Source organism: Clostridium sp. MCC328 (assembly GCF_018785465.1).
In the GTDB taxonomy this organism is placed as follows: domain Bacteria; phylum Bacillota; class Clostridia; order Lachnospirales; family Lachnospiraceae; genus Pilosibacter; species Pilosibacter fragilis.
The window spans coordinates 106,089-123,939 of record NZ_WQPW01000029.1; the positions used below are offsets into that span (position 1 = coordinate 106,089).

Genomic DNA, 17,851 nt, shown 5'->3' on the forward strand with positions numbered 1-17,851 from the left:
CAATGAAGAACATGAAGTATTTTCCCTTTGAAAGAAATAAATATTTTTACGGCAAGCTTCTGACTGTGGATGACTTTGAAACAGAACAGAGATATATGAATGATAAAAGACGAGTACTGAACCGGTTTTTATATGGAACCGGCGTGGTATGTGGACTGAATGTAGTCCCGATCGATGACATGACAATCTCTGTGGAACCCGGACTTGCTCTGGATTTCTCCGGCCGGGAGATCGTTGTGGATACACCGGCAGTAAAAAAATTGTCCATGATCGATGGATTTGATTCTTTTATCAGGAGCGGTGACGAAAAGAAATATCTGTACCTCTGCATGGACTATAAGGAGACAGAGCGGGAACCGGTCCACAATGTGACAGGGGAGAGCGGGGTGGAGTATAACCGTTATCAGGAAGGCTACGAGCTTACAGTGACGGAGCGGGAGCCGTCCCAGACGGTGCTTTCCGATGCGGTATTTTATGAACATACATCGGTGATCTATATGGGGAAAGGCGTGAAGATCACCCAGACATGTCCGTCCTATGCGTCCTGCGGAGATACATTTGAACTTAAGATCCTGGTGGAAAATATGGGTCAGGGCCAGTCGATCCGCTTTTCCTACGATCTTGGACTCACATGTCTGGAATATGCCGGGGAAAACCATCTGACCGTCATGTTTGACGAGGAAAAGCATCAGAAGGAAGACAGATACGAGATCATTTACCGTGTGAAGGCGAGTTCTACAAAGAATGCGGAAGGAATCCTGGAACTCGAAAAGGGCAGTTTCCACCTTGCCTTCGGCGGAAGAGAGATGGAAGCGGCAGCCGCCGGAAAGCAGGCGGTGAAGCTGATCAGCGGAAAAGTCTCCGATGAAGTCAGAAAGAACTATTACCGGAGCGCGATGGAAGATATTCTTCGGAATAACTATCAGCAGAGCATTTATCTGGCAAAGATCTATGTGATCCGGGCAGGGGAGTCATATCTCATTGATGCAGTGGAGCCGATGCCATTTGGGCAGTTTGTATACAATAATGTGCTGGCGGATGTGATGGGAAAGATAGGAAGAACCGAAGATGCCCTGATGGTAAAAGATCAGGCAGATTTTGGCAGCTCCCATGGAAAACAGATAGAAAAAAGTAAGAGCGAGGAGCCGGCAGTGACTACCGGTCATGTGATCTTTGATCTTGGGCTCGGCGGAAACACGGGACAGAGATTTTTCTCCGGGGATATTTCCCATGAGCTGGGGCTCGGAAATGTGACGATCATCCTTGGCTCCTGTACCGGTGTGCGGGATGAGGACAGCGTGATCTACGGTTCCCCGGAGATCTTCACGGATGAAGTACCGTTCCGCGCAGAGTTAGCTGCGAAGGCGGACGCAAAGACAGGAACCTTCCGGATCGGGCTGCGGCTTGTGGAGCCGACTATGAACCGGTACGTCAGGGTCAACTGGACAGCAATCCGGGATGCGAAGGAAAAGGTCCATGATGTGGAAGAGACGGCGCTTTTGATCCGCCCGGACATTCTGTATCTGAAGACCAGAGAGACATTCTTTCTGGAGCCGGAATTCAGAGGAATCGCCCCGACACCGGTGACATGGAGCATCAGAGAAGAAAACGGTGGAACCATCGAGCCAAACGGAAAATATACGGCTCCGAATGTGCCGGGAATCTTTGAAGTGAGTGCAGCCAGCACCAGATATGAAAACCTCCGGGCCTCCATCTATGTGGTGGTGCGCGATGGGGAGTAAAACGAAACTTTAAGAAATATGTGAAAAGGAGGAGCCATGCGGATACAGACATTGAACAGCGACTATGAGATTCTCCGGATGGCAGAATCCGGGGAACGGCTGGATGTCCTGATAGCAAGAGATGAAAAGCACCCGGAAAAGGGAAAATGCATGCTTGTGGTCCTGAAACAGGATGCGGACATCCATAAATTCCTGCCATTTCTCGCTGCGCAGCAGGAAAATGCTCCATACGATGATTTTCTGGGATATTTTCCGAGGGAGGGCAGGCTGTACATCGTATTTCGCTTTTATGATTATATGACACTTTCCGAACGGCTCTCATCGGATACAGGTTTTGAAGAACGGGTCATGATCGCCGGTAATATTCTGAGAAGGATCGTAATCCTGAATCTTCCAACGTATCTTCAGTATGAAGTGCTGGGGGAAGGAAATATTCTGGCAGGAAAGAATGGGGATATCCGTTTTTCCTACGGATTTCATGAGCTGGACCGGTTTGACAGTATTACAGACCGGGATGTCATAGAACGTCTGACCGGAGTTTTAAAGAAAATCTTTCCGGAGGAGCTGGAAAAACATTCCTGCCCGCCGTTAGAGCAGTTTTTTGAGAGAATAGAAAAGGAAAAATTTCCGGGAATTGCTGCTGTATTGAGAGAATATGACATTACCGCCCGGGCGGCGCTGACGCTTCAGGAGGCGGGAAAGATCAGACCGAAAAGCTTTGGTTTCCGGTTGTGGGAGAAGATAAAGAAACTTGTCCTCGGTTTAAAATACCTTCTTCTGGCACTTGTGATCGGAGCGCTCGTGGGATATCTGGTCTATACGATCCGCTATCCGTCAAAGAAGGCGGAGGAGGCAATGAATTATAAAGCAATCGGCACACTGACAATTGGGGAGACCGCAGGACAGGATGCCGGGGGACAGACGGGAGAGTAAAACATATGCGTTTTATAAATGATTTTGACTGGAAAAAGACGATGCAGTACGGGTGGCGCAGGATCCTTCGGGCACTCGTGCGCCCGTTTGCCGCTCTCCGCCTGAAGTTCCGCAGGCTGTCAAATCCGAACACGCTGGTAAATACAGTGGTCACTGATGTGCAGGCGGAGGTAAAAAAAGCGGTTTCAAAGAAGCCGGAGTCTTTAGAGGAATATCTTCCGGTCGGCAGATACTACGCGGCAAAGAAACTTTTGCTGGCGCTCCTGATCGCGGCGATCCTGCTTCCGATCCTGTATTTTAAATTTGTCCATCCGGCAGTCACAGCCCGTTTTCTATGGAAAACGATCCCGGTAAACACAGCGGAACAGTATGGATATACAGGAAAAGTGAAACTGACGGATCCTGAGACCGGAGTGATCCTCTACAGAGGACCATTAGCAGACGGAAGAATTACGGGAACAGGCACCTTGTATGATTATGCCGGGAACATCCTTTATAAAGGACAGTTCGAAAATGAGATGTACGAGGGGAGAGGAACGCTGTTTTACGGGAATGGAAACGTAAAATACACGGGAGAATTTTCACAGAATCAGTATCAGGGAAAGGGATCCCTTTATTTCGAAGATGAGACATTGGAATATGAAGGCGGATTTGCGGCTGGAAAGTACAGCGGAAGCGGAAGCCTTTACGATAAAGACGGCACATTGATCTATGAAGGAAGCTTTGAGGCAGGACGATACAGCGGAGAGGGAACTCTTTATGGGGAGAAGGGAATGATCCTCTACGAGGGAAGCTTCGTGAAAGGACTCTATGAAGGTCAGGGAACCCTGTACCGCAACGGAAAAAAGGTCTATGTGGGTGCATTTGCGGGAGGAATCCCACAGGGTGAAGGAAAAGCGTATGGAAATTCCGGCCGGGCAGACAGTTGGGGTACCTATGCGGACGGTGAGTTCGTCGCGGGCCAGACGGTTCTCTACGATGAAAATGGAAAGATCCAATATCGCGGAGAGGTTTCAAACGGTCAGTATGAAGGAAAAGGCAGCCTGTACGCAGACGGAGAGCTGATCTATGAAGGTGATTTTCATGAGAGCCTGTATGAGGGAAGTGGTACGCTCTACGAAGGAACGGAAGTCTTATATAAGGGAAATTTCCTCGGAGGTATTTACGAGGGAAAAGGAGAACTGTATCAGGACGGAGTGCTTCTCTATGAGGGAGAATTCCACGATGGCTTGTACGAGGGAAACGGAAGCCTGTATGAACAGGAACACATGATCTATGACGGTGAGTGGAAAGCCGGAAAATATGACGGAGAGGGAAAAATCTATCAGGATGAAAAGCTTCTCTATGAGGGAACCTTTGCGGAAGGAATGAAAGAGGGAGAGGGAACTCTCTATGATCCGGAAACGGAAAGTGTGGTCTACGAAGGAAGCTTTCTGAAGGACCTCTATGACGGGACGGGAATCCTCTATGATACGGCAGCTGGAGCAATTCTTTATGAAGGAAATTTCTCGAAGGGAATTTATGACGGCGATGGCCGTCTTTATGATCCGGTGACGCAGAACCTGATCTATGAGGGAACATTCCTCAGAGGAAAACGCGAGGGAAGCGGAAAGGAATACGATCCTGAGACGAAAGCACTGGTCTATGAGGGTGGATTTCGTGAAGATGTCCATGATGGGGACGGAACGGAATACGATAAAAATGGCGCAAAGACGTATGAGGGACGTTTCCAGTTAGGTTCCTATTCGGGATCTGGAGTGCTGTATGATGCGGCTACGGGTAAGGTGCTGGCGGAAGGAGAATTCCGGAACGGAGTGCTCTTAACACCAAAAGCAGAATTGGATGCAGCGAAGAACCCGACAGAGCCGGAGACAGCGGCGAAAGAACCGGAAACAGAGACAGCAGCAGTGGAAAGTGAAAGCGCCCCGGAGACGGCGGCGGAAGCAGGAAATACCGCAGAGGAAAATGAAACGGCGGCAGAGAGCACAGCTGCACAGATACCTGGAAGGGCAAAGAGAACGGGCATCGGTCCGGGCTATGAGGATTAAATAACAGCAGTTTCACAGACAGAGAGGAGCGGACGCAATGGGAAGATCCACATTGATCGCGGATGTCGGAATGTCGATCGTAAAACTTTTAAGGAGAGAGCTCGTTCCGGATACGCTGCAGAATCCGGATGCGGTGGGCCTTTGCAGTCCGACGGACCGGGGGGATTACATGGTGGGAATCCATCTGTATGATATCCGGGAGAGCGAGGAGCTGCGGGTCAACACGATGATCGCAAGAGGAACGGAAGAACTTCAGTATCCTCCAAGTTATGTAAACCTTTATTACATGATCACGGTGACTTCCACTGGTGATATCAAGTTCCGGTCCGGTGAGGAACATAAGATCCTCGGAAGGATCATCCAGATCCTCGCGGATCATCCGTGTCTGGACAGAGAGACTCTGGAGCCAAAAACAGTGAGAAAACAACTGGATGTGGAGATCAGTATGCAGAATCTGACGCTGGAAGACAAGATGAGGATCTACAGCGTACCAAATGCCGGTTATAAGCTGTCTCTGTTTTACAGGGCTGCTCCGGTGGAGATCGAATCTACGAGAAGCCGGAGAGCAGCGAGAGTTATGGATGTGGATTTCGGACTGGAGGAGAAGCAATGAATGGACGAGGAGAACATGTACGGCACAGGGTCTCCCTGGTACTGGAACTATGGGATGATTTCACGGATCGTCCGATATCAGATCCTTCTATCGTGATCATGGCCTCCGGGCTGATCAGACCACTCCGGAAGGAAGACGGGTTTTATGTGTTTGTAAACTGTCCGATGCCGGTGCATGTGGAGATCCGCTCAGAACGGTATGAGACGGAGGAATTTGATGCGGGAATGCAGGATGGAAAGGCTGTGATCCTGAAAAAAAGACTGCGGCCGGGAAAAAACTATCCGCTTCCGGCCGGGACGACCTGTGTGACCGGCTGTGCAGAACCGGGAACTGTGATCGAGGTTGCGGCGGAGGAGAGCAGCGGCCTGTGGCGGCTTTTTTCCGACTACCATTCAGAAAAGTTTCCTGAAAGTATGGAGCTTTTTAACCCGTACGAAAAACAACTGGAGGGACGCAGATTCTTTATATTGGACAAGGATGAAAAAAACGGTGAGTTTTTTGAAGTAAAACAGCAGGAAAGCCGTAGTGGAAAGATCGTGCTGGAAAAAGCACTGAAGCATTCTTACAAAAAAGCCGGAACGAAGATTTATGAGTGCAGCATGGCCCGGGCAGACAGGGACGGGAATTTTACGATTCCGTTAAAGATCAGAGCAAGGGATGAAAAAAAGATTTTATGCAGGATCCGTGAAGGAGAGAAGGTCCGGTCGGTGCAGATCTTCACAGGGCAGCAGAATAAGTGGAATCCGGCAGAATAGAGAAAGACCAGGAAAGGGGGAGACCGGATGGAGCGAGAGACAGATCAATATATGAACGCAGATGAATATGTACAGGAGCTGTTGATAAATGTCCGCAGCCTTGCCGGTGAGTACCTGAATTGGAAAAAACAATCTGTGTTTGCCGGGGAGGGAAGAATCCGGGATACGGAAGTGTCCCGGGAAGGCATTCTGGAGCTTTCACAGATCCTTCGAAGAGGAAAACATAGTTTTGAGGAGATGCACCGCAAAGCAGAACAGTCAGTCAGGAGACGGACGGTCATCCCTCTGGAATATCTGTTTCATATCCAAAAAGCCGGAAAATATCTGAAACACTGTGTCAGTCTGGCGTTGGCCGCGGAACTGGATCGAAACTCAGGAGAACTTTTTCAGGAGATTCCGGAGAATTACAAAAAGATATATCCAACCTTGGAACTTGGACTCTGTCTTTATACGGCAGACAGCAGGGTGAGAATCGAATGTATGCGGAACATGCTTGAGGAAAAAGAAACCTTCGATTTCTTTTTCGGTACGGGAAATTCCCGGGAGAGCAGAACAGAGATGAGACTGGATCCGAGAATCCTTCAATTTCTCTTATCACCGGAAACAGAGCCTGAAAAGCTGGAAGGATTCTGCCGGCTCTATGACGGAAGTGATCTGGAGGAACAGCCGATGGTGATCCGGGAAGAACAGATGGAACGGACGGCTGCTCTTTTGGGAACGGTGTCTGAAGAAAAGAAGATCCTGTATCTCTTTGGACACCCGGGTTCCGGGAGACGTTTTATGATCCGTCATGCATGCAGAAAGCTTGGGAGATTCTGTCTGGAGGCAGATATCGGAAAACTTGATGGAAACGATCCCGGAAAGCTTTTAGATGAGATGATAAGGGAAACACAGATCCGTAGGGCGGTACTCTGCATACGAAACTTTCATCTCCTGTTTCAGAATGGAAAAATGTATCAGGCTCTTGGGGTTGTCGAAAAGATCCTTATGCATCTTCCCCAGGTGATCCTGCTGGCAGATCAGACATGGCCCTACAGCCGGGAAGAATTCCCGGCTCCGGTCACGGAACTGGAGATTTCGCCTCCGGATATTGGGGAGCGGATCACTCTGTGGGAGGAGGCGCTGAGACAGCACCCGGAGGCAATGCCGGAAACATTTCAAACAGAACATGCACGGCTCGAGATCCTTGCCGGAAAATTCACATTCCACCCGGGCCAGATCATGTCTGCCGCCGCTGAGACGTCACGGTCGGTACAGTGGACAGGAAAACGGGCAGAGGAGGAGGATCTGTACCGCGCATGCAGGCATCAGGTAAGCCACCGGCTCGGGGAACGGGCCATGCAGATCGAACCTGCATATGGCTGGGATGACCTGATCCTTCCGCCGGACAGAAAGCAGATGTTAAGAAATGCCTGCGATCAGATCGAATACAGCCATCAGGTATACGGAAAGTGGGGATTTGCCTCAAAAATGGTCTACGGAAAAGGCGTATCCATGCTGTTCTACGGGCCGCCGGGGACAGGAAAGACAATGGGAGCGCAGGTTCTGGCGCGGGAACTCCATCTGGAGCTTTATAAGGCAGATCTCTCCAGTGTCATGTCAAAGTACATCGGTGAGACAGAAAAAAACCTTGGGGAGATCTTTGAAGAGGTGAAAAAGAGCCAGAGCATTCTGTTTTTTGATGAAGCAGATGCATTGTTTGGAAAAAGGTCAGAGGCAAAGGATGCCCAGGATAAATACGCGAACGCCGAGACTGCCTATCTTCTTCAGAAGATGGAAGAATATGAGGGGATCGTGATCCTTGCGACAAACTATATTCAGAATTTTGACGAGGCGTTTAAGAGAAGGATCCGCTTTATGATCGAATTTCCGCTTCCGGATGCAAAAAGGCGTCTGAAAATCTGGAGTCAGGTATATCCGAGGCAGACTCCGGTCAGTGAGGACGTGGATTTCGAATTTCTGGCAGGACAGTTTGAACTTTCGGGAAGCAGCATCAAGAACATTGCTGTCTCAGCTGCATTCCGGGCCGCGGCAGCAGGAACAGAAGTTGAGATGGAGCAGATCCTGAACTGTCTGAAAGAAGAGATGAAAAAGTCAGGAAAAAACCTTCAGCGGGAAGATTTTGGACCATATTACAGCCTGATGAACCGAAAGGAGGATACGAGCCATGCCATTATTTAAAAAGAAGAAAAAAGAAGATCCTGTCCGCACAGCGAAAAAAGCAGAGTTTTCCGGAAAGGCAAAGGAAGCTTTGCAGGAAAAGGATACAGCACCTTCCCAGATAGAACAGGAGACCACACAGCCGGTAAAGAAAAATCAGACAGACTGGTACACGGATATGAAGGAGCGCAGTGAACGGGCACGTGAATACTCGAACCGGTTTGCGTTTACAGAGGAATCTCTTTCTTCTGTCTACAGTATAAAAAAGCTGGATAAGATCCGACAGGCATCAAATGTGAAATTCTATGAAATGTCCCTTTTAGAGGAAGGAACGGTCAACTGTCATGAACGGATGATGGAAGATACCGGAAACGAGGAAAAAAAGGCGGAGGCGCAGGAATATTATGAGTCGGCGATGTCCAGAATCGACACGGCAAAACGACTGTACAGCGAACTGCTGACCTCGGTCGAAAAGAGAAAAGAGGAGATCGAAAAAGATCCAAAGCTTGCGAAGAAGAACAGCCTGATTGACCGATTCCGGACAATGAGAAAAGATAAGCCAATGCTGCAGCTGATCCGGCGGGTCCGCTTATTTGAGGACAATCCGGGCTATCAGGAAAAAGCAGATGGATTCTTTGGAAAGATGAAGGAGGAGCTGACAAGTCTGAGCGAGTCCCTGCTCAGCGATGAGGATAAAGAATCGCTGAAAACAGGAATGGAGGCGAAAGAGCAGGCCGGAGAGATCAGGGAAAATGTGGAGGAGGTAGCGAAGGCAATCTCAGATGCCAAGGATGAATCAGAACCTATGGATGGAGTTTTCGGCATGATGAAGGACGCGGCGATGCTGGTGAAAGATGCGATCTTCTTCATCAAGGACTTAAATAAGAGCAGCAGCGAAAACATCCTTGACAAGTTCGTTGGAATCGTGACAAAAGGCGCTTCCATTCTGGCCAGCGCGGCGGGAAAGATTGCGGAACTACTCTCGACTTTCCCGTTTATCGGGGCGATCATCGGTTTGATTAAAAATGGAATCACATTTTTCAGTGAGGGCTACAAATTTGTCATGAGCCAGCGGAGAATCTCAAAACTCAGGAAACAGAAAAAACTCCTGAAGGAGCGGATGTTAAAACGAAAGAAAAAGTATGCGAACGATCCGGAGCTGAAGGGGCTGTACAGCTTTGTCGGAGAAGACAAAAGCGGAGCGGTGAAGCTTGATGCAAAGAAACTGGGAAAAAGAGAGAAACGCGGTCTGATCGGAGGAGGCAGTGACGCCAGAGATACGATGAGACAGGCGGCAGATTCAAAAAAAGACGGCGGAAAGCATCTTTATTACATGGCAAAAGAAGCGGAGTCGGTGGAACAGTACGATGAGCTGAAGGAAGTAATCTATAAGAACAAAAACAAGAAAAAAGATGCGACGATCGCGCTGGCCCAGCAGGGTGTGGATGTAGCGGCCAATATCGCAAAATTCTTCCCGGGAACCGGTGATATCGTTTCTGCGTCGATCAAGCTTGGAAACAGCATTGTCAGCGGCGGAAAGTTTGTGGGAAGCAAGGCCTTTGAGTATGGGAAAAGTGTCTTCGGACATGCCAGATCAAAGGAGAACAAGAAGGTATTCCGGAATAAATACGCGGAACATATTTACGACAATATGGCGGAAGTCTCCGGTTATCTGGATGGGGAAGGAAAGATCGACCTCAATAAGGCCGATCCGGGCAGCATCCGGAAAGCGGCGGAGAGTTATGACTACGCAGAAAATATGCTGGTAGGAATGGGAGTTGACATGCCGGAACTGATCGGGGCTCCGAGCAAGGAAAAACTGATTGAAGCGATGGCAGAGGCCTTCGGAGCCGGAAAGTAAAGAGGAGCGGGAATCAATGAAACATGATTTAAAACTGCGGGATCTGAGGAGCTTGCAAGAGCTCCTGGACGATCTGGAGTGGGAGACGGAACTGATCGGAGAGGAAACAGACTATCCATCTCTGGCAGCGGTCCTTCCTGTGGAGGAAGACTGCGACGAGAGAGCGGTGTTTACATATATCGATCTCCCGGATGAGGATTCCGAATTTACAAAGTATCTTCAGATCTATCTTCAGATCCCATTAAAAATAGACAGGATCCCGGCGGGTGAGCTGATCGTTTTTGTGAATCAACTGAATATGCTGACACTGATAGGCAGCTTTTCCTATGTGCCGGGGGCAAGTGGGCATGAGGCAAGAGTTGATTACCGTTATGTGATGGCGATGGAAAAGGAAGCTCTCCCTGATGAAGGCGTCGTGGGTGAGATCCTGTTAAATCTCGTCAAATATGCGCAGATGGCAGAGGGACTTCTGGCAAGCCGGATCGAGGGAACGCCGACCGAGGTCATTATGGCGGCTGTCGGACATGAACTGGAAGCCGGGTGGAGGTAAGAAATGGGATTTTGTGTACTTGGAGGTGCTATGTGTACCTGCTCATTTGGAATGGCACCGTCCACTCTTATGGTGACGCCGGAAAAAAAGACGGTATCGTCCATGCCGGTGGCGACGATCATGGATCACGTGCCGATGAAAAATGTTATGCCCTTCGGAATGTGTCAGTCCATGGCGAATCCGGCTGTGGCAGCGGCGACGGCTGCGGCATTCGGAGTCTTAACTCCGATGCCATGCATTCCGGTGATCCCGGCGCCGTGGTCACCGGGGTCACCGACAGTTCTCGTCGGAAATACGCCGGCGTTGAACCAGAGTTCGAAGGCCATCTGCGCTTATGGCGGCGTGATCCAGATCACGAACCCGGGAACGACAAACATACAGATACCTTAAAACTTAGGAAGTGAGCAGATTATGAAGAAACGGATCTTTGGCCTTCGGGCAAAATTTGCAGTGTTGTTTCTGCTTTTTGCTGTGATCATCATGTTTTCGGTGGGCGCAGTGACATACCGTACATACCGCAGCTCCATGATGAAACGGTACGCCAGTGAAGCAGTGACGATCGCAAAGCTTGCGGCATCTTATCTGGACGGAGACGAGCTGGTCCGATACAGCATTACACGGGAAAGAGATGAAGAATATGACCGGCTGGAAGCAATTCTGGACAATATCAAGGAACAGTCCGGAGTGCTGTATCTCTATGTAGTGAAGCCGGTCTCCGAGGATTCAACGGTTTATCTGTTTGATGCGGCGGCGGCAAACGAGACAAATTATCTGGCAAAGCTTGGAGACCGGGGTGACTGGAATGAGAACTTTAAGCTGGCAAAGGAAGCGATGGCCACCGGAGAGCCAAACAGCGATCTGGAGCCGACCATGACTCAGTTAGGATATCTGGCATCGGCATATGTGCCGGTAAAAGATCATACGGGAACACCGGTAGCTGTCGTTGGCGTGGACTTTACGATGGATGAGATCCAGACCTTCTTAAAGTACAGCCTCAAGAATCTGCTGGTTATGATGGCACTGCTGATAACGGGATGTTTTCTGGTACTCCTCGTACTCGTGAACAGCAGTATTATCTCACCGGTGCGTATCCTGAAAAACGGTGTAGAAAAGATGGCAGACGGGGAACTCGGTGTACAGGTACCAATTAAGAGCCGGGATGAGATTGGGGAGATATCGGAAGTATTCAACAGAATGTCCTTTAACATCGGAGCCCATATTCAGGAGATCATGGATCTGAATGATGGTTATTATAAGTTTGTTCCGTCAGCAATCTTTGAGATTTTGGGGAAAAAGAGCATTAAAGAGATCAATCTTGGGGATAACCGCACGGTTCCCCTTGAGGTTCTGCGGATGCAGATCAACAATTTTGAAGAAAAAACGAGACAGATGGATGCCGGGAAACTGTTTGGTTTTTTGAACCGTGTGTATCAGCTCAGTGTGCCGGTTATTATGGAAAAGGACGGCGTAGTAGATTCCTACTTTAACGGGGGACTCAGCGCAATCTATACAAAAGTCGGCAAGAATGCCCTGGACAGTGCCATCAGTATCTGCCAGAAACTAAATGAAGAAAAAAAGGCAGGACGCATGCCTGAATTTGCGGACATAGAGCTGGCGTTTGCCATCTCCATTGGGAGCCAGATGGTAGGAATCGTCGGACATGACCGGAGACTTTCAGAGGTTACGTTGTCGGAACAGATCTCCATGGTCGATTATCTGAGAAAGGTTGCCGGAAAATATAAGGCAAGAATTCTTGTGACAGGAACGGCAGTCGGCCGGATCCCGAATTTTGACAGCCGATATCACGCGAGGATCCTCGGAATGATCCATGTCAGCGCAACGGATTCCCTGGAGAAGATCTATGATGTTTATGATGGGGACGATGAGGCTTTGCGGGAGATCAAGGAATATACAAAACAGAGCTTCGAGGACGGTGTGAAGCATTTTATGGCAAAACGCTTTTATGAGGCGAGAAGATGTTTTGTTGAGGTATTAAAGGTTTCCCAGGGTGATTACGCGGCGAGGGAATACCTGTATCTTTGCAACAAGTATTATATGAAGGAGGATACATCGGAGATCAACGTGTATATCGAGGATTTCTGATGGAAGAAAGAAAATGTCGGGGTATTGTGTGTTTACAAATTCCGTAAAAAAAGAATATGAAAAACGGGCCAGCAGAATGGGCGGGATTTTTCCGTCCACGATATCCGTGGAAAGTATTCTGGCGTGGCAGGATGTCTGTGCAGCGGAATACCGAATCGAAGAGGATTATCTCTGTATCAGAATCTATGACCGGATAGAGAAGAAATCCTATCTCTATATGCCTCTGGGAATGTATAGTGGAGAATCGTTTCAGAGACTGATAGACAAGCTGTATGGGGAGAGCCGGAAAGACGGAGAGGAACTCCTGTTTCGGGATGTCAGGGAGGAAGAGATATTCTGGTATCGCGGACTTTCCGGATACCGGGTCAGGATTTCATCGAATGAAGCCTACAGCGATTATATCTATCGGCGGGAGGAACTGGAACAAGCCTTTGAAAAGCCGGGAGAGCGCTACAATAAACGATATTTTATCAGAAATTACCGGCCATCGGTCCGGCATACAGAGATCCTGGATGTTTCGTCCTGCAGGGATATCGTGAACCGGGCATTTTGCCGTTATCATCAGTGTCCATCCTGTACAAATGGATGCCTGAAAGATACGATAGCAAATTTTCTGGAGGCATCAGATCCGAAAGGTACGTATGGGATCATTGTGAGCTCGAACGGAGAGGACATCGGTTACGCGGCGGGGATCATACAGGGGGATACCTTTGTATTCCTGTTTAAAAAGAACTGTCGGGGTTACCGGGGGTTAGATGAGTACCTGCAGACAGAATTGCTGAAAGAGCTTCCGGAACATGTGAGGTATATCAATTATACTGAGGATATGGGAGTGGAAGGACTCAGAAACTACAAGAGGAGACTGGCACCATATTATCTGAAAACGAGATATCAGGTGTCGGTGGAAAGGATGGGATGAATATGAAAAAAAGATGGAAAGCCGGAATCCTTCTCCTGCTGGTTCTGATGACTGTAGTGTGGTGGAATCGGAAACTGCTGGAGATCAATCCGTTTCACCCAGTGATGGCGGATACTGTATACCGTGTGATCACTTGTGAAGATCAATCCCTTTTGGTGGCGGACAAGTCAGGAAACAGGATCTACCGGATCAATCAGGACCGGCAGATCGAGTTTGTTTTAAATGGAACGAGAAGCCAGAATGGATTTTATGATGCGAAGCAGATGTATTCTGGAGAGGATGGCAGCATCTATCTTCTGGATGTCCGGCGTACCGGAAGCCGGAAGATGGAGCAGGAACGGATCTTAAAGTACGACAGAAACGGGAAGATGGTTCAGGTTGTGTCTGATATCCGGTACGACGAAAACGAGCGCGTCTACAAGAATGCGATCAACAGGATTGATGGACTGGATGGAAAGATCGTCTGGTTCCAGTTTAGCGGAGATGGATTTTCCATTATGAGTCAGGACGGTGAGTTGCGCCATTTTCCATATGAAGAGGCAGAACAGTATCTTGTGGACTTTGCCATCAACCCGGCAACCGGTTTCTGTGCGTATCTGACAAAATCAGGAGAAATCTATGAGGAACAGGAGAACGGCTCATTCCGGAAAGTTTATTCAGCGGACGATAATAAGCTCCAGATTCCATGGTATATAGATTACTCCCTGGATGGAAAATTATATTTCGCGGACATCGGTACCAGAGGAATTTACCGGGTGGAGAATGAGACGGATGCAGTTCTTGTCATGAATACAACAGGAAGTGCAGCTCCACAGGAACTGAGTGAGGATGGACTAAGAGAAAGTCCGATTTATTATAATTTTGATATGGGAGATCGTCTGGCAACCACGGATACGTACGGTGTGATCGTCGGAGATCTGGGAGCAGAAGCAGAATATCTGACGGAGTTCCCACTGACAGGAGCTTTAAAGATGCAGGTCTGCGCTGTATGGGCTGGTGCTGCGATCTGCGTTCTGGGCTGTGTGGTCCTGTTCATCTATGGCATTTACCGTGTATTCAGGAGTAAAGACCAGTTTATACATATTGTGGCGGGAATGCTGGCGGGAACAGCAATCCTCACAGCACTCTTTACCATGATCGTTCTGAAAGACTGGACGGCCCGTATGACGGAGGAAATTACAGGAAGAACGACCAGTGTTTCCGGTCTTGCTGCCCAGCTGATCCCGGGGGATAAACTTGAGAGGATCCATTCGATTCAGGATTATGAGGGCGAGGACTATCAGACGATCCGTTCCATCGCACGGTCGATCTTTGCCTCCGGGAACATGCAGATCAATGATCTCTACTGCGTGATCTACCGGATCCAGGATGGAATGATCACCTCCACATACTCCATTGAGGATTACGTCGGAGCAATTTACCCGTATGACTGGCCGTTTGAGGGATCGGACGAGCAGCATATTCTTGAGACGAACGAACAAATGACATATATGGGACTTTCCAGCAGCGAAGGAAGTTTCATATTTACAAATTCCCCGATCCTGAACTCTAACGGTGAGGCTGTGGGAATCATGGAAGTCGGAACAGATCTGTATAACTTCCAGCAGGACAACTGGAAAATGGTCCGGGAGGTCATGACGAGTGCGGCGGTTCTGGCGGTTACCATGATCCTCATTGTGTCGGAACTTCTGATCTTTGGACAGGGGCAGGAAAAGAGGAGAGCGGCTCTGGCGGCAGGCGGCGATAAGACCTGTATTCCAGCCTCCATGCTGCGGATTCAGGTATTTCTGATCTTTTTCGTCACCAATATTCCGAAGGCATTCCTGCCGATCTATATTATGAAACAGGCGGAGACGGAGTCTGTATTCGGATTGTCGCCGGCGTTTCTTGTCTCGATCGCATTGTCGGCTGAGGTATTATTTGGTGCATTGACATCCTTCGGAGGTTCCGCGGTCCTTCGCAGCATCGGAAGAAGAAAAACGGCTCTGTTTGGAAGTATTCTATTTGTTGCCGGACTCTGCATGCGTGCGGTGGTTCCGACGATCACCTCATTTATTATCGGAAATGGTGTGATGGGAGCAGGATGGGGATTCCTTCTTCTGATCATTCAGGTCATGATCGCGGAGAAAGATCCGGAGGAAAAGAGCGAGGGATTTACCGGATATACGGCGGCATCCTTGAGTGGAGTGAACTGCGGCGTTGTATTCGGCGCGTTTCTGATCAACTGGATGAATTACCGGTCTGCTCTCATGATCGTTGGAATCATGAGCATACTGTCCCTTTTATTCAGCGCACTGTATATTTTTGACGGCAGCGGGGAGGAGAAAATCTCCGGTATTCTGGAGACGGAAGCGGCAGCATCAGCGGAAAACCTTCAGGGAAGTATGTCCACCGCTAAGTTCCTTTTGTCACCTCATGTACTTCTCTACTTTACCGGAATCGTGATCCCGGTCGTTGCGGGTGGATATTTCCTGGCGTATCTCTATCCGCTCCTTGGAGAGGAACTTGGCATGTCAGAGACGAATATCGGATACTCTTACCTGATCAATGGAATCTGTATTATCTGCCTCGGCAATTTCCTGACGAAGCAGTTGACACACAGAATTGGTCAGAAAGGATCTCTGGCCCTTGCGGCAGTCTTATATGCCGGTGCCTTCCTGCTCTATGCGGTATGGCCGGGAATTCCGACATTGATCGTTCTGCTGATCCTTCTGGGAGTTTCGGACAGCTATGGACTTCCGGCACAGTCCACTTACTATACGGATATGAAGGAAGTACAGCGTTATGGATATGATAAGGCAATGGGTGTCTACAGCCTGTTCGAGAATATGTCTCAGGTATTCGGATCGTTCATCTTTGGTATTATTTATGTAAATGGAGTCACATGGGGACTTACGATCGCCGGAGCCGTGATCCTTGCGGCGGCAGTGATCTTCGTTATCTTTGGTGAAAAGGTTGGCTCTGGGGAGGTTTCCGGATCATGATAAAATTTGAAACACTTACAGGGGAGAGGCTGATTGAATTAAAATCATACTTTTCCCTGAGACCTACCGGCTGTGCAGAGTCACATCTGGCATATCATCTGCTGTGGCGTCCATATTATGAGACAAAATATTTTGCAGATGAGCGGGGTATCCTCTGGATTCAGAAGATCGACTATGATGATCAGGCGACGATGCTTCCAGTCTGTAAAATCGAGTATATGCGGGAGAATTTTCGCCGGCTTCAGGATCATTTTACAGAAATCGGCGTTAAGATGCATATGTATCTGGTGGATGAGGAAGCACTTGCGGCAATCGATCCCGATCCATCCCGCTATGAGGTCGTGGAGGACAGGGACAGTTTTGACTATATTTATTCCGGGGATGAGATGCGTCTGCTCCCTGGGCGGAAATATTCGAAAATGAAAAACAGGATCTCAAGATTTCTGCGGGATTACGGGGAGAAGGCGGAGTTTGTTCTTCTGGGCCCGGAAGATGAGCCCGAGATTCTGGAGTTCCTCGACCACTGGTCATCGAAAAAGGAGAGTGATGATGCGTTAAATCGTCTGGAGAGTGAGGAGACCGGAATCCGGGAAGCGATCCGGCTCTGCAGGGAGGCAGATATTACGATCGCAGGTGTCCGGGTAGGCGGGATTCTGGAGGCCTTTTCTATGGGAACGGAATGCCGGAAGATGGACATGACGGTGACTCATGTGGAAAAAGCAAACACGGAGCTCCGCGGATTATATAACTATCTGGAGAAAGAGTTTCTGCTTCATTCCTATCCGAAGACCGGTTTTGTGAACCGGGAAGACGATATGGGACTCGAGAATCTGAGACGGACCAAGGAGAGTATGCACCCGGTCCGGATGGAGCGGAAATATACGATCCTGGAGAAAGAATAAACGTTACTGTTCACGCTTTGCGCAAACAGTAACTGATTTTGCCGATGCTTCGCATTCCGAATCGGCAAAATCCACTACCATCACTGTATTGTACGGAATTTTCAGTTCAGAAAATTCCTACCCGTGTACAGTAACAAATAAACTCTGGATATGTATTCAGCAAAAAAGTATTGAATTAACGGTTAAAATATAGTAAGGTATTGGTAGATGCATTCCATGACGCGGAATACATAAGGGAGGAGCGCAAAAGCGCAAATTCCGCACGATTCGGACGGTACATC

13 protein-coding genes are annotated in these 17,851 nt (G+C 48.8%); all 13 read left to right on the top strand.

Going from position 1 to position 17,851, the window contains the following annotated elements:
* The first annotated feature begins 2 nt into the window (after positions 1-2).
* The 13 genes from GPK83_RS06015 to GPK83_RS06075 all read left to right on the top strand — a co-directional run bounded on the left by GPK83_RS06015 (position 3) and on the right by GPK83_RS06075 (position 17,570).
* Positions 3-1,742 (top strand): hypothetical protein, encoded by a 1,740-nt coding sequence (locus GPK83_RS06015; RefSeq protein WP_215704267.1) that lies wholly within the window; start codon positions 3-5, stop codon positions 1,740-1,742.
* 36 nt (positions 1,743-1,778) lie between these two features.
* Positions 1,779-2,675, top strand: coding sequence for a hypothetical protein (locus tag GPK83_RS06020; protein ID WP_215704268.1), 897 nt, complete (start codon positions 1,779-1,781; stop codon positions 2,673-2,675).
* 5 nt (positions 2,676-2,680) lie between these two features.
* Positions 2,681-4,723, top strand: coding sequence for a hypothetical protein (locus GPK83_RS06025; RefSeq protein WP_215704269.1), 2,043 nt, complete (start codon positions 2,681-2,683; stop codon positions 4,721-4,723).
* Between the two features lie 37 nt (positions 4,724-4,760).
* Positions 4,761-5,336: a DUF4255 domain-containing protein gene (locus GPK83_RS06030; RefSeq protein WP_215704270.1), complete on the top strand. Its 576-nt coding sequence runs from the start codon at positions 4,761-4,763 to the stop codon at positions 5,334-5,336.
* Positions 5,333-6,091: a hypothetical protein gene (locus GPK83_RS06035; RefSeq protein WP_215704271.1), complete on the top strand. Its 759-nt coding sequence runs from the start codon at positions 5,333-5,335 to the stop codon at positions 6,089-6,091. Before GPK83_RS06030 ends, GPK83_RS06035 begins: the two co-directional genes overlap by 4 nt.
* Before the next feature lie 27 nt (positions 6,092-6,118).
* On the top strand, positions 6,119-8,272 hold the full coding sequence (locus GPK83_RS16805; protein ID WP_252196245.1) for an AAA family ATPase: 2,154 nt from the start codon (positions 6,119-6,121) through the stop codon (positions 8,270-8,272).
* Complete coding sequence (locus tag GPK83_RS06045; protein WP_215704272.1) at positions 8,259-10,112, top strand: hypothetical protein; 1,854 nt, start codon at positions 8,259-8,261, stop codon at positions 10,110-10,112. Before GPK83_RS16805 ends, GPK83_RS06045 begins: the two co-directional genes overlap by 14 nt.
* 16 nt (positions 10,113-10,128) lie before the next feature.
* A complete protein-coding gene (locus GPK83_RS06050; RefSeq protein WP_215704273.1) occupies positions 10,129-10,662 on the top strand; it encodes a hypothetical protein in 534 nt (177 codons plus the stop codon).
* A gap of 3 nt (positions 10,663-10,665) precedes the next feature.
* Positions 10,666-11,052 (top strand): DUF4280 domain-containing protein, encoded by a 387-nt coding sequence (locus GPK83_RS06055; protein ID WP_015552464.1) that lies wholly within the window; start codon positions 10,666-10,668, stop codon positions 11,050-11,052.
* A 21-nt stretch (positions 11,053-11,073) separates the two neighbouring features.
* Positions 11,074-12,765 carry a HAMP domain-containing protein gene (locus GPK83_RS06060; protein WP_015552465.1) on the top strand — a complete coding sequence of 564 codons (1,692 nt, stop codon included), beginning with the start codon at positions 11,074-11,076 and terminating at the stop codon, positions 12,763-12,765.
* Between the two features lie 76 nt (positions 12,766-12,841).
* The gene (locus GPK83_RS06065; RefSeq protein ID WP_215704274.1) at positions 12,842-13,684 is read left to right on the top strand and encodes a phosphatidylglycerol lysyltransferase domain-containing protein; all 843 of its coding nucleotides are present in this window, start codon (positions 12,842-12,844) and stop codon (positions 13,682-13,684) included.
* 2 nt (positions 13,685-13,686) lie between these two features.
* On the top strand, positions 13,687-16,668 hold the full coding sequence (locus tag GPK83_RS06070) for an MFS transporter (protein ID WP_215704275.1): 2,982 nt from the start codon (positions 13,687-13,689) through the stop codon (positions 16,666-16,668).
* Complete coding sequence (locus tag GPK83_RS06075; protein WP_215704276.1) at positions 16,665-17,570, top strand: phosphatidylglycerol lysyltransferase domain-containing protein; 906 nt, start codon at positions 16,665-16,667, stop codon at positions 17,568-17,570. Before GPK83_RS06070 ends, GPK83_RS06075 begins: the two co-directional genes overlap by 4 nt.
* Positions 17,571-17,851: the final 281 nt, after the last annotated feature.